This is a genomic window from Burkholderia sp. THE68 (genome assembly GCF_009938265.1).
Taxonomy (GTDB): Bacteria; Pseudomonadota; Gammaproteobacteria; order Burkholderiales; family Burkholderiaceae; genus Caballeronia.
On record NZ_AP022317.1, the window covers coordinates 268,243 to 281,383 of the forward strand.

At 60.9% G+C, this 13,141-nt stretch carries 14 protein-coding genes; 4 read left to right on the forward strand and 10 right to left on the reverse strand.

Going from position 1 to position 13,141, the window contains the following annotated elements; translation table 11 throughout:
* Window positions 1-47: 47 nt before the first annotated feature.
* Window positions 48-1,553 carry a DASS family sodium-coupled anion symporter gene (locus BTHE68_RS22545; protein ID WP_162068535.1) on the forward strand — a complete coding sequence of 502 codons (1,506 nt, stop codon included), beginning with the start codon at window positions 48-50 and terminating at the stop codon, window positions 1,551-1,553.
* Window positions 1,554-1,695: 142 nt separating this feature from the next.
* Here BTHE68_RS22545 and BTHE68_RS22550 read toward each other — a convergent pair whose 3' ends face one another.
* The 5 genes from BTHE68_RS22550 to BTHE68_RS22570 form a co-directional block, all read right to left on the reverse strand.
* Window positions 1,696-2,970 carry a hypothetical protein gene (locus tag BTHE68_RS22550; protein WP_162068536.1) on the reverse strand — a complete coding sequence of 425 codons (1,275 nt, stop codon included), beginning with the start codon at window positions 2,968-2,970 and terminating at the stop codon, window positions 1,696-1,698.
* A 159-nt stretch (window positions 2,971-3,129) separates the two neighbouring features.
* Window positions 3,130-3,648: a hypothetical protein gene (locus BTHE68_RS22555; protein ID WP_162068537.1), complete on the reverse strand. Its 519-nt coding sequence runs from the start codon at window positions 3,646-3,648 to the stop codon at window positions 3,130-3,132.
* 50 nt (window positions 3,649-3,698) lie between these two features.
* Window positions 3,699-4,619, reverse strand: coding sequence for a CsgG/HfaB family protein (locus BTHE68_RS22560; protein ID WP_061180519.1), 921 nt, complete (start codon window positions 4,617-4,619; stop codon window positions 3,699-3,701).
* 18 nt (window positions 4,620-4,637) lie between these two features.
* Window positions 4,638-5,075: a curli assembly protein CsgF gene (locus tag BTHE68_RS22565; protein ID WP_162068538.1), complete on the reverse strand. Its 438-nt coding sequence runs from the start codon at window positions 5,073-5,075 to the stop codon at window positions 4,638-4,640.
* A 53-nt stretch (window positions 5,076-5,128) separates the two neighbouring features.
* The gene (locus tag BTHE68_RS22570; protein WP_162068539.1) at window positions 5,129-5,791 is read right to left on the reverse strand and encodes a CsgE family curli-type amyloid fiber assembly protein; all 663 of its coding nucleotides are present in this window, start codon (window positions 5,789-5,791) and stop codon (window positions 5,129-5,131) included.
* Window positions 5,792-6,121: 330 nt separating this feature from the next.
* Between BTHE68_RS22570 and BTHE68_RS22575 the strand changes: the two genes are divergently transcribed.
* Complete coding sequence (locus BTHE68_RS22575; protein WP_162068540.1) at window positions 6,122-6,445, forward strand: DUF4148 domain-containing protein; 324 nt, start codon at window positions 6,122-6,124, stop codon at window positions 6,443-6,445.
* 153 nt (window positions 6,446-6,598) lie between these two features.
* On the opposite strand, the gene BTHE68_RS22580 is transcribed toward BTHE68_RS22575, so the two are convergent.
* Window positions 6,599-7,384, reverse strand: a complete 786-nt coding sequence (locus BTHE68_RS22580; RefSeq protein ID WP_162068541.1) for an IclR family transcriptional regulator — start codon at window positions 7,382-7,384, stop codon at window positions 6,599-6,601.
* Window positions 7,385-7,573: 189 nt separating this feature from the next.
* On the opposite strand from BTHE68_RS22580, the gene BTHE68_RS22585 reads away from it, so the two are divergent.
* Window positions 7,574-8,857, forward strand: coding sequence for an MFS transporter (locus BTHE68_RS22585; RefSeq protein ID WP_162069142.1), 1,284 nt, complete (start codon window positions 7,574-7,576; stop codon window positions 8,855-8,857).
* Window positions 8,858-8,861: 4 nt separating this feature from the next.
* The gene (locus BTHE68_RS22590) at window positions 8,862-9,308 is read left to right on the forward strand and encodes a type II 3-dehydroquinate dehydratase (protein ID WP_162068542.1); all 447 of its coding nucleotides are present in this window, start codon (window positions 8,862-8,864) and stop codon (window positions 9,306-9,308) included.
* A 70-nt stretch (window positions 9,309-9,378) separates the two neighbouring features.
* Here BTHE68_RS22590 and BTHE68_RS22595 read toward each other — a convergent pair whose 3' ends face one another.
* The 4 genes from BTHE68_RS22595 to BTHE68_RS22610 form a co-directional block, all read right to left on the reverse strand.
* Entirely contained in the window at window positions 9,379-10,137 is a 759-nt protein-coding gene (locus BTHE68_RS22595) for an SDR family NAD(P)-dependent oxidoreductase (RefSeq protein WP_162068543.1), read from the reverse strand.
* Window positions 10,138-10,153: 16 nt separating this feature from the next.
* Window positions 10,154-11,278 carry a LacI family DNA-binding transcriptional regulator gene (locus BTHE68_RS22600; protein WP_197919730.1) on the reverse strand — a complete coding sequence of 375 codons (1,125 nt, stop codon included), beginning with the start codon at window positions 11,276-11,278 and terminating at the stop codon, window positions 10,154-10,156.
* Between the two features lie 29 nt (window positions 11,279-11,307).
* Window positions 11,308-12,651 carry an MFS transporter gene (locus BTHE68_RS22605; RefSeq protein ID WP_232078083.1) on the reverse strand — a complete coding sequence of 448 codons (1,344 nt, stop codon included), beginning with the start codon at window positions 12,649-12,651 and terminating at the stop codon, window positions 11,308-11,310.
* A 72-nt stretch (window positions 12,652-12,723) separates the two neighbouring features.
* A complete protein-coding gene (locus BTHE68_RS22610; protein WP_162068544.1) occupies window positions 12,724-13,095 on the reverse strand; it encodes a tautomerase family protein in 372 nt (123 codons plus the stop codon).
* Between the last annotated feature and the right edge of the window lie 46 nt (window positions 13,096-13,141).

Sequence of the window (13,141 nt, forward strand, 5' to 3'; positions counted from 1 at the left end):
ACTATGTTCCAGCGGACGCGAACAACTATTCCGGGAAGGATCGCAGAATGCTCACGAGACTAAAAGCGACGTTCCGCTATTTCAACAGCGTTGTTCCGTTCCGACTTGGCCCCGCGCTGATCACAACGGCCGTGCTTGTAACATTGCTGCTGTTACCCGTGCCCGAAGGGCTGAAGCCCAAGGCCTGGGGCCTCGTTGCCATATTTCTGACAACAATCGTCGCGATCATTTTAAAGGTCATGCCGATCGGGGTCATGGCGGTGATGGCAATCGTAGTTCTCTCGCTGTCACAGGTGACGTCGACCTCGTCCAAGGGGGCGATCGCCGATGCGCTTACCGCCTTCGACAGTCCGCTGATCTGGTTGATCGTGGTGGCCATCCTGATCTCCCGCGGGCTGAAGAAGACTGGCCTGGGCAGCCGCATCGGCCTGATATTCATCTCACTGATCGGCAAGCGCACGGTAGGCATCGGCTATGGTCTGGCCGTCTGTGAACTGGTGCTGGCGCCGTTCACACCGAGCAATACCGCGCGCGGTGGAGGTATCGTGCATCCGGTCATGAAGTCGATAGCCAACGCGTTCGACTCGGATCCGGCCAAGGGCACCGAGGGCAAGGTCGGCACCTACCTCGCGATGGTCAACTATCACGCCAACCCGATCACTTCGGCGATGTTTTTGACCGCCACCGCGCCCAATCCGCTGGTGGTGGACTACATCGCCAAGGCGACCAATCAGAGCCTGCATCTGACCTGGACGAGCTGGGCGCTGTGCATGCTGCTGCCCGGCCTGCTATGCCTGCTGGTCATGCCACTTGTGATCTATGTGCTGGCGCCGCCGCAAATCCATGCCACACCCAATGCAGTAGCGTACGCCCGCGCCGAACTGGCTAAGATGGGTCCCATGTCACCGAAGGAACTGGTCATGTCGGGGACCTTCGCGCTGCTACTGCTGCTTTGGGCCGACGTGCCGGCGATGGTGCTCGGTCCGTCGTTCGTCCTGGATCCGACAGTGGTCGCCTTCGTCGGCCTGTTCCTGCTGATCATCACCGGCACCATTGACTGGGACGATGTGCTGTCGGAGAAGAGCGCCTGGGACACGCTGGTGTGGTTTGGCGCGCTGATCATGCTGGCCGAGCAACTGAACAAGCAAGGCGTGATCACCTGGTTCTCGGAAGCCATGAAGGGCGCGATCGTTGCCAGCGGCATCGGCTGGGGCGCCACTGCCACGATCCTGGTACTGGCCTTCGTTCTTTCACACTACCTGTTCGCCAGCACGACAGCGCACATCAGTGCGATGATGCTCGCCTTCCTGACGGTCGGGGTGCATCTGATACCACCTGAATATGTGGCGCCGTTCATGCTGATGATGGCGGCCGGCTCGGCGATCATGATGACGCTGACCCACTATGCGACGGGCACCTCGCCGATCATCTTCGGTAGCGGCTACGTCACGATGGGTACCTGGTGGCGCGTCGGTTTTGTGATGTGTGTGGTGGAGCTGCTGATCTTCGCGGTGGTCGGCAGCCTCTGGTGGAAGATGCTTGGCTTCTGGTGAAGCTGTAGTCCGTCCTGCTTCTGAAAGCTCGTCGGGCTCATATCAATGGAATGCCACAAAGGTAGCCCTCAACGAAAAGACGGGCGGGGAGCAGCCTGGAAAGCCGCTCCCCGCCCGTAAGTGGCTCAAACCGTCGTCGTGCTTACTTCTGAACGATGTTCGCCTTGTTGAACGCACCGGCCTGATTGACGACCGTCGCATTGCCCACGCCGCTTTGTGACGTCGTAGCCGTGTTGGCGAAGCCGACTTGCGTGATCGATGCCGTGTTGTACGAACCCGCTTGCGAAGCGTTCGCGCTGTTGAGGTCGCCGACTTGCGCGATGGTCAGATCTTCCTTCGCGCCCGACTGCGATGCCTTGATGTCGTTGTAGCCGCCGAGCTGGCCGGCCAGCAGCGTGGATTCGAACGCGGCCTGCTGCGTCAGATCCATCTTGTTGTGCCCGCCGATTTGTGCGGCGATGACGGTGTTGCCACTTCCGTAGTTCTGGCGCGCGGCTGCCTTGTTGGTGTCGCCGTCCTGAATCAGGAGCGCCGTGTCGTTCGACGAACGGATCTGGTCGACATAGCCTTCGTTGTATTGCGAGCCGGTCTGGATGATCGTCGTCGTATCGTTGGTGGCGAAGCTCTGGTTGATCTGAGCGTAGTGCGGTGCGTTCGCGCCGCTCTGTACGATCGTATTGGTGTTGTTGCCGCCGTATTCCGAGTGGATGCGCGAACGTGCCGCGTCGCTTTCCTTGATCGACGCGTGATCGCCCACTTCCGACCATTGCTCGATCGTCGCGTCCGTGCCACCGCCCGTTTGCTCGACGCGCGCATGGCTGTAGCCGCCGTCACGCTGCTCGATCGTCGCGATGCCCGCCTTGTTGCCTTGCAGGATGTCGACCGTGTTGGCGACCGTGTTGGTCTGCGTGACCGTCGCCTTGGCGCCGTCGGTCTGGCCCGAGGTCATGCCCGTGCCCTGATCGATGTTGACCGTGTTGTAGGCCGAGCCGTTGCGGGTGATCGAAGCCGTCGCGTTCTTGCCGGCTTGCTTGACGGTATCGGTGTCGTACATCGACGACGTTTGCGAGATCGTCGCGGTGAGGCTGTTGCCGTTTTGGCGGACCGTCGTGTTCTCGCCGACCGTCTGCTTTTGCGTGACGGTCGCGTTCAGCTTCGACGCACCCTTGCCGTTCGCGGTCTGCTTGATATCGGTGACGTTGTAGCCGCCCGCGTCCGAGCTGACGCTGGCGTTCGCGCCGTCCGCGGTTTGCAGCACGTTCACCTTGTCGTTGTGCGAATTCGTCTGCGTCACACCTGCGGTGTTGCCATTGCCAAACTGGTTGACCGTTGCGCCTTCGAAGCTCGAATCAGCGAATGCCGACGTCGAAGCCAGTGTTGCCAAACCCATAGCGATAGTGATTGCCTTGACTTTCATTTTTATGCCTCGTTGATTGATGTTTTATTTACAGCAATTCGTAACCCTAAAGGTCGCCAGCCCCCGCCGACGACCGATTCCACCCTACCCACCACATTCACACTGAAATCAAACTTCCTGGTCCCCTCGCCCCGGCATATCACCGGGATGGATCACTGCCTACTTCATGAGGACTGCCGCCCTCGCACCGCCGGTCTGCGTGACCGACAGTCCCGAGCCATTACGGCTCTGCAGGATGGAAATCTCATTGTTGGCGCCGAGCTGCGTCACCTGCGACGACATCGAGTTTCCAATCTGCGTGACCGTTGCTTCGTTACCGCTGCCGTTCTGCACCGCGATCGAACGGTTGTACTGTCCCGCCTGATACCCGGCGTACTGGTTGGCGACGCCGCTTTGCTGCAGCACCGTCCAGTTGTCGTTGCCCGCCTGCGCCGTCGCCGCCGCATTGGCGATGCCCATCTGATTCGCCATCAGGCCGTTATGTCCGGCCTGGACGGCGTTCAACCGGTTGGCCGTGCCCTGCTGCGATACACGCGCCACCTGTGTCGCACCACCGAAACCCGGCTCGGGCGGGCCGAAATCCGACACCGACGATAGATCGGCGGCATACACCGCGAGCGATACGGCCGCGCCGAGCGCTGCACACAGCGCGGCTTTCGAGGCGCGCAGTGATTTCATGCTGGTCTCCTCCTGTTCAGTTTCGCTTGGCTACCCATTCGGCAGCCGATTCAGCTGCCGATGGTCTTCGGCGGATCGATCTTCACCGGGCTATACGGCGGATTCACGTCTTCCATCGTCTGCGCGTAGCCCTGGTTTTCCTGCAGGTAGCGCTGCATCGTGGGGTCGTACCAGTCCTTCATGTCCTTGAGCGCCCAGGTCTGGTTCGCCACGCCCTGCACGATCAGATGCACGAGCGCCGATTCGATCGCCTCGTTCACGCAAAGCTGCTGCGGCTCGTTGCGCGTCATGCCGGCTTCGGCCTGCAACAGATCCTTGAAGCCGATGAAGCGGTACACGCCCGTATCGATCTGAATCGAATAGATGGTCTTGGTCGTCGACACGCTGTTCAGAATCGTGCCGTTGCGGATATCGACCGCGCGCAGGTTCACCGTTACCTGATCGACGCGATATTGCTGCGACGCCGATATCCCCAGATACGCGACACCCGCGCCGCCCGTGCGGATGTTGGTGTCATACCCGACGATGCCGCCTTCGAGCACGATGCTCGCGGGCGCCAGCGCGCCGATCTGGGGAATCGCGTTCTTCTTGTCGTCGGGCGTTTCGAGCGCGCGCATGATCTTGCGCTCGGTCAGCAGGTCCTGCAGATTCTCGCGCTCGACCGGCGTGAACCAGCCGGAATCGCGCATCGCCTTGACGAGGAACGACGCGCCGCCCTGCGTCACCTGCGACGAAAACGAGCTGTCCGGCGACGGCTTGTACTGGCCGGTCAGATCACGAAAGCCATACACCGCCGCGACGATCCTGCCCTTGGGCGACGGCAGATGCGTGAGGTCGCGCGTGACGCGCGTCGGCGGTGTGAGCGTGGCGTTGCCGGCGGAAGGCATCGGCGTGGTGACGCAACCGGTGAGCAGCGCCGACGCGACGATGACAGCGCCCATCGCAGCGGTCCTGAAAGCATTCTTGTTCATTGCGTGTGTGCTCTCGCGTTACTGGCCGTTGCCGACGATGAAGGTCGTGGATGCGCCTGTGGTCTTGTCGGTCGTCGTCACTTGCAGATTGCCGCCCGTGACTTGCGAGATCGCAATCGAGAAGTTGCCCGTGTTGATCGTGCCCGGATGAAGCGTGCCGTCCGTGCCGACGATCGAACTCGAAATCGACGACGCGACGCGCGACAGGATCGCCTGCTGCAATTGCGTGTTGAACTGATCGAGCGTCGACTGGTTGCCCGTGCCGAGACTGGCGGTCGACGGGTCCTTGTACTTGTTCTGCGCATTCGCCTCGTTCAGCAGATTCGGGCCATTCAGCGGATTGCCGCCGAAGTTCGGATTCACCGGCTCATAGACGAGCGAGGTGGCGTTCGCGGCGAGCGGTATCGTCAGCGCGCAAGCGAGCAGCGCGCGTTGCAGGAGCGCATTCGTTTTCATCGTGATTCCCCGTAGGTTTTTGGCCTTACTGCTTTATTTTTTGTGATGCGTTTTTATAGTTCGTCCGTGGCCATGTCGGCGTCGCGGAACAGCAGCCGGGTCAGGTCCGCCTGCATGACATTCTGAAAAGCGATCTGCGCCGCGCCTTCCGCCACCGGCTTCACGTTCGAGCGGGCAATCGGCAGGAACGCCTGAAATACGCGGCGCTGGTTGTATTCGACCCACACGAGGCTGCCGTAGCGCGCGGAAGGACGCTCGTGAACCGAGACGATGTAACGCTCGGACAGGGGAATCGTGCCCCACGCCTGCGCGAACCAGGTGTAGAAGTCCTGCCCCGCGAGCGTCACCGTATCGGTCGTCACGACGCCGCCGAGTTCGTCGGCGAGCGGCTGCTTGCCTTCGATGTCCGCGGTGCGGGCGCGCGGCGTGCCGGACAACGTGGCGCTCTTGTCGAGCGACGACGCTGCGTTCACCGTGCCGCGCGGCGTAAGAGGCGCGCCACTCGGGGCGGGCTGCGCCGTCGTGTTGCCGACGGGACTGGGCGTCGGCGTGCTGGGCAGCGAAATAAGCGGTTGTGCCTGGGGCGTCGCGTTGATGCGTGCATCCGGAGGCGCTTCCGCATCCTGCGCACTTGAATGCGTAGTGACAACAGACGCCCCGATGCACACCGCAATGACACACGCTTTCAGGCGCAGATTGTTCTTCTCTCGCTGCATGACTTCCCCGTATGTCCATGACCGCTATGGTGAGGTTTTCGGACGTTCTGTCTTAAGCGTTTCGTTTTTTGTATTTGTACGACGGAACGGATTCTCCGTAATTACTTGTAACCATAATGTTGTCCGCCCCACATTCGAACGCCGAAAGATGCAAGGAACGAGGCATTAAAAGAAAGCGTTTTGTCGACGCTTTATTCGCGTGGCGTAAGAAAACGTTTGCTCCGCGCAGACAGCTCGTATCGATGTTGAAGGCTTGACCGCATAGACTTCGATTGCCAGTAACCGAAGCATGCATCGGCCACGGGATCCTGGCATCTCAAGGAGGTCACCATGAAATCATTTGCGATGGCAATCGCCGTAGCGTCGGCGCTTGCGTTGCCCATTGCCGCGCTCTCGCAGACGGACGCGACACCCACGCGTGCGCAGGTACGCGCTGAACTGCAGCAGTTGGAGCAGGCCGGATATGACCCGGCCAAAGGTGATGACGCGAATTATCCGGGAGACATTCAGACTGCAGAAGCGCGCGTTTCGAGCCAGAACGGCGCAACCGCTTATGGTGGAATCACCCCAGGCTCATCTGCATCCGGCTCTCGTATCATCACGCGCCCGGCGTCGACGGAGGAAATGAAGCAACTCTATTTTGGAGGCCAGTAGCGCGTTCTGTTTCTACAGGAGTAGAAGCTGTAAGGCCCAGTCAGCTCGTCTTGGCGGCGAACACCATGTCGCTCCTCTCGACCATTCTCGATTCTCCACTACTGTTACCTGTGATGGCAATTAGGATTCCGGATCGCTTGTGTCTCTTCCGGCTCATCCCTTGCCGAGCGGCGGCCGACTCGGGAAACCGGCCAGATTGCTCAACTGGGCCAGTTCGTTGGCCGCCTCTCGCAGGAGAACCGAGTATTCGTGAATCTTCTCGACCGTCAGCCGCACCCGCGGACCCGCCAGACTGATGACGCCGACGCAACGCGAGCCGCTGACAACGGGCGTCGCGACCGCCGACATGCGCGGCGCAAAAACCTCGTCGATCATCGCGTAGCCGCGCACGCGCGCGGCGTGCAGGAAACCCAGCAGCGCCTTGAGTGTCGTTGGCGCATTGGGACCGAACTCGTTCGGCTGTCCGAAGCCCTGCTTCAGGACGAGCGCAGCCGCCTGTTCGTCGGTCATCGTCATGAGCCACGCGTGTCCGGTCGATGTGCATGAAAGCCGCGCCGCCTGGCCCATGTCGGGATCGTAACGAAAGCCGGTGCGCTGTCCATCCGCCTTGCCCACCCAGATGATCGCGTCACCGTCGACCAGCGACAGCCGCGCCAGCTCGCCCGTGTGCGCCGCGACGCGTTCGATGATCGGCTGGGCGATATCCGCGAGGCCGGTCAGGCTCAGGAATTCCAGGCCGTTCGACGTCATACGCATCGTCAGGATATAGCGGCTGTGATCGGTCAATTGCCTCACGTAACCGCTCTCGATGAGCTCGGCGAGCACGCGATGGCACGAACTGCGTGGAATGCCCAACGCATCCGCGATGTCGACCAGCCCCGCGCCTTCACCTTGCGACGCGAGGAAATCGAGCATTCTCAGGCCATTCTTGAGCGACATGATCGATCGAATTTCGTGATATGAAATGCAGTTCCGGTGCGGAACGCTTTGCTTTCGGAGCGCAAACAATAGCATCTGTTCGCCACGAGACGCGAACGTTACGACATACCGAGAATCCAGGAGACACCCATGTCAGTTATCGCTGACCCAAACCTTGCCGCGGGCGAACGATCCGCACAGGCTCACCAGATGGCGCGTCGTGCGGTAGCGGGCGCCACCGTCGGCACTGCGCTGGAATGGTTCGACTTCGCGTTGTACGGCGTCGTCGCTGCCACGATCTTTCCGAAGCTATTCTTTCCATCGCTCGATCCGACCGCCTCGCTGCTCGCGTCGCTGGCGAGCTTCTGGGCGGGGCTCGCCGCTCGTCCGCTCGGCGCGGTGATCTGCGGCATGCTCGGCGACCGCTGGGGACGCCGCAACCTGATGCTCGTTACGGTCTCGGTGATGGGCGCGTCGTCGTTCCTGATGGGGCTGCTTCCCACTTACCAGCAAGTCGGCATTCTTGCGCCGACGCTACTGGTCTCGCTGCGCATCATTCAGGGCTTCGCGCTCGGCGGGGAATCGACGGGCGCGCAACTGATGGCGGTCGAACACGCGTCCGCGACGAAACGCGGCCTGTATTCGGGCCTGCTCGGCATCTGCTCGCCGCTCAGCCAGATCCTCGCCAATTTCGCCCTCTTTGCGTTGTCCGCTCTGCTTTCGGCCGACGACTTCGAATCGTTCGGATGGAGAATCCCGTTCCTCGCGAGCTTCGTGCTCGTGCTGCTGGGCATCTATATCCGCATGAAAGTCAGCGAGACGCCGGCCTTCGAGGCGCTCAAAAAGAAAGGCGAAGGTGCGCGCGCCGCGAATCCGCTCGGCATCGTGTTCAAGTTTCACTGGCGAACCGCGCTGCGCCTGACGCTGTTCTTCTGCGGCCCGGCTGCGCTGTTCTACCTGATCGTGGTGTTCTCGCTCAGCTATCTGACCAAGAACCTCGGCGTGCCCAAACAGACCGGCTTCATGCTGTTGATGGTCGCCAATGTCTGCGCCATCGTGGGCGCGCTGGCAGGCGGCTATCTGAGCGACCGGATCGGGCGCAAACGCGCGCTGCTGATCGGCTCGTTTTGCACGCTGATCTGCTGCCTGATCTACTTTCCGATCCTCAACCAGCACTCGGTCGCAATGACGATGGCCGTGATGGGCGCCTTCCTCGGCTTCACGCAGTTCCAGAGCGGCATCCAGCCCGTGTGGTTCGCCGAGTCCTTCCCGACCGAGGCGCGTTACACGGGGTCCGCACTGTCCTATTCGGGCGCCAACCTGCTCACCGGCGGGCCGATGCCGATCGTCGCCGTGGCGCTGCTCAACGCCTTTCATGGTTCACCGTGGGCGATCGTGGCGGTCTGCGGCTCGCTGAACCTGCTCTCCTTCCTCATGATCGCGACGTCGCGGGAAACCAAAGGCACCGCCCTCGAACGTAGCGCTACACACTGAAACCATGACTCGCAAACTCTACATTCTCAATGGCTCCAACCTGAACATGCTGGGTTTGAGGGAGCCTCACCTGTACGGCACCACCACGCTGAAGGATATCGAGCAGAACTGTCTCGCGCTCGCCGAGGATCTCAAGTTCGACTGCGTTTTCCGTCAGACCAACAGCGAGAGTCAACTGATCGACTGGATTCAGGAAGCGTTCCTGCAGGATGCGGCGCTGATCATCAACCCGGCCGGCTTTTCTTTCGGACGGATTCCGGTGCTCGACGCAGTCAAGCTGATCCGCCGTCCGGTGGTGGAAGTGCACATCACGAACATTCACCGTCGCTCCGAGGAGTACCGTCACTCGACGATCTCGGTGGCCGCCACCGCGGTGATCTGCGGGGCTGGCGCGAACGGCTACTTGCTGGCGATTCGCTCGGTTGACGACCTCTGGAGCAGTCAGAGTTAAATCTGCCTCTCGTTTTATCGATCAAGCGGACTCCGCAAGGAGTCCGCTTGCGCCTCGTTAAGGACGAACGCTACTGCGCCGTCCATCCTCCGTCGATACGCAGACTCGTACCGGTGATCATTGCGGCGGCGGGAGACGCGAGATACAGCACCGCCGCAGCCACCTGTTCACTTTCGAGCAGACGGCCCATCGGAATCCGGTCGAAGACCCAGCGCCTGAACTGCTCGTTCTCGAAGAACGGCTGCGTCATCGGTGTATCGACGAACGTCGGTGCCACCGAGTTCACGCGTATCCTCGGCGCAAGCTCGACTGCCGCCGCTTTCGTCAGCCCTTCCATCGCGTGCTTCGTCATGCAGTAGACGGATCGATCAGGCGCGCCCACATGCCCCATCTGCGACGATATGTTGATGATGGCGCGGTCACCGGTCGCGTCGCCTTCGAGCATCTTCAGAACGGCCGCGCGCGTTGCCAGAAACGTCGCCCTGACGTTCAGGCCGATCACGAAGTCCAGATCTGAAGTTTTGACGTCCGCGAGTCGCGACGGGATGTTGGTGCCCGCATTGTTGACAAGGATGTCCAGCCTGGGCAGTTCAGCGAATGCCCGCTCCAGTTGCTCATCCTTCAGAAGATCACAAACCAGTGGAGTGCAAGTGCCACCGTTTCGATGGATGCGAGTAGCCACTTCGTCCAGCCCCCCTGCTTCCTTGCTCAGCAGATAGACGTGCGCGCCGGACCCGGCGAGCATCGAGGCGATATCTGCGCCAAGGCCACGGCCTGCGCCCGTCACAACAGCGGTCTTACCATCGAGACTAAAAAGTCCGTTAGACATATGTTCCTCCCGGATTTCAAATGCGGTTGATTGATTGTTTCACTGGCTGCATCCACACCGTGCGCCCGCCGACTTGCGACAACCCATTCGGAGGAAGGCGAGCAGAGTCGCGCACGACGAGTTGACCACTGACGATGCGTGATCCAGCCGATGATTCACGTCCACTGCAGGCATCGACGAGTATCGCAACAGCGCTGTCCACCATCTCGTCCAAGGGCTGTGAGAAGCTGGTGAGGCGATACGCAGGTGAGGCTGCAAGCTGTGTGTCGTCAAAACCCACAATGGAAAGCGCTCTGCCAACGTCGAGACCAAACTCGCTGCGCGCGACATCGATCGCCGCCATCGCCATCTGGTCGTTAGCGCAAAAGATGGCGTCTGGTCGCGTGTCAGCCTCAAGAAGCTCTCGAGTGGCGCGAGCGGCGTCCTCGACGGTGTAGCTTCCGTGGACCTTGATCGGTGGCACGGCGCCCGCACGATGGAGTCGCTCGCAGAACCCTGCCTCCCGGTCACGGCTGGTCGATGACGAATCGAGGCCAGCCATGAACGCGAAGCGATGATGCAAACCAGCGAGTAAAAAGGAACCAATGCAGGCCGCGCCCGCCCGGTTATCCCCTGTCACGCTCGATACCACGTCGCTATCCGTTTTTCGATTGACCATCACGACAGGCAGGCCGACCTCCGCACACTCTTCCGCAAGACGTGAGGAGAGTTGCGCTGATACGAGCACCAGCGCATCGAGCCGATAGCGCAGGATCTCTTCGAGAATCGGGTCGGCAGACGTCCCATGCCGTGCTGTGAACAGCATCACGCGATAGTCGCGCACGGAAAGCGCCGCCGACAGCGCATCGATCAGAGCGGCGTAGAACGGATTGTTCAAACCCGGTACGACGACGCCGACAATGCGCGACTTTCCCGTGATCAACGAACTTGCGATGAGGTTTGGCCGATAACCCAACATGGTCGCTGCGGCGGCGACCTTCGCACGCGTTCGGTCGGAGACGCTCGCGCCGGGTGTGAAGACGCGAGACACCGCCGACTGTGAAACGCCCGCGAATCGAGCGACTTCATGACCGGTGACGGGACGCCTGGGCTCCCGTGGTCGCTTCTTCTCGGGCATGCCGTTAGTCGAAAGTTGCTTCATTTCTTCGTCGCGTCTTGACGGATCGCGGCTCAACCTTCACGCGTATTGCCTGCCGGGATCAAGCTGGCTACTGACGGCGCGTTGCGATCGCTGGCGACCCTTGCGAACAGCGCACAGACGAGCGTGATCCCTGCCGCAACCATTGCGAAGATGGCCACGGGTGTGTAGTCGCCGTACTTCGCGAGCAGCGCCGTAGCGATCAATGGCGTCGGCGCACCCGCGACCAATGCGCCCAACTGGAACCCGATCGTCACTCCGCTGTAACGCACCTCCGGGGCGAACATTTCGGCGAACCATGCGGCCATCGGAGAGAACACGGCAGCGTGAGCAATCGTGAGCACCATGATCTCCGCGAGCAGGATCATCGTCGGGTTTCCCGTGCCTACCATGTGGAAGAAGGGGAACGGCGCCACCACCGCGACCAGTGCGCCAAAGACGACCACCTGCTTTCGACCCAATTTGTCGGATAGCGCGCCGAAGAATGGCTTCGTCAGCAATTCGAGCGCTGCGGCGATCAGGATGGCGACGAGGACCGTTTTCCGCGGCAAGCCCAGGTGGCTCGTCATGTAGGTCAGACCAAACGTCGTGAACACGTAGTACAGGATGTTGTCCGCAAAACGAAGCCCAGCGGACAACAAGATCGCTCTCGGAAACCTTCGTACCGCTTCGACGATCGGAAGTTTGACGGTTGCATCGCTGTCGAGCACCTTCTTGAACGCAGGCGGCTCTTCGATGCGGAGTCGGATCACGAGACCAACCGCGACAAGTACCGCGCTGAACAGGAACGGAACACGCCAACCCCACGCGAGGAACTCCGTTTCGGGCAGGCGACTGGCCAGTTCCATCCCGCCCACCGCCATGCACAACCCCGCGGGAAGTCCCATCTGAGGGAAGCTGCCATAGAGCCCGCGCCGGTTCGGGTTTGCATGTTCGACAGCAATCAGCGCGGCCCCGCCCCATTCGCCGCCTACGGCCAACCCTTGCACGATGCGCAGCAGGATCAGGAGAAGCGGCGCAGCAAGTCCGATGCTGTTGTATGACGGCACGAGTCCGATGAGCGTGGTCGAAATGCCCATTGCCAGCAGCGTGGTGACCAGCACGAACTTGCGCCCGACACGGTCGCCGAGGTGGCCCGCGACGATACCGCCGAATGGTCGTGCGACGAACCCGACCGCGAACGTGCCGAAGGCCAGAAGCGTCCCGGTCAACGGATCTCCACCAGGGAAATACAGCTTGCCAAACACGAGTGCCGAGGTGATTCCGTACAGAAAGAAGTCAAACCACTCAATGGCACTTCCGATAAAACTGGCGATGGCGATCGTCAACATCTTCGGTGAAGAATGCCCTGCCGCAGTCGAGCGCTTGGTATCCAAACCCGTCTCCTAATGCATAGGTATGCAAAGATTTATGAACCTGTCTACAGCTTGTATCAGGGATGCTGTCGATCACGCGTAGGGAGGGTCGGGCAGCTGCTGGCCGCCGCGGATGATGAACTTGGGGTTGTATTCGAGCAGGCCCGCCTCAATACGGTCTTCTGATATGCCCGCATAGTCGCTGAAAATCGCGCTCACCTTCCTGACCAGCGTGAGCTTTGCCTCGTCAGATCGACCCGCGCGAATATTGCACATGATGAGCGTGTCGCCGCCCGGTTCTCCACCCACGTAGCTGCTTTCGGACGACAAATCATTGAAGACCACGCTGATGATTTCGAGCGGCGACTTGATGGTCTCGTTCACGGCGATGGTGATCGCCTTGGCGATCTTGCGCTTGACGTCGGCGTCCAGACCGGCGCGCGTGTTGCAAACGATGATGGGCATTTTCGATAACTCCTTCGAGGCTGGTTAAGGTGTGCAGTAGGCAGTA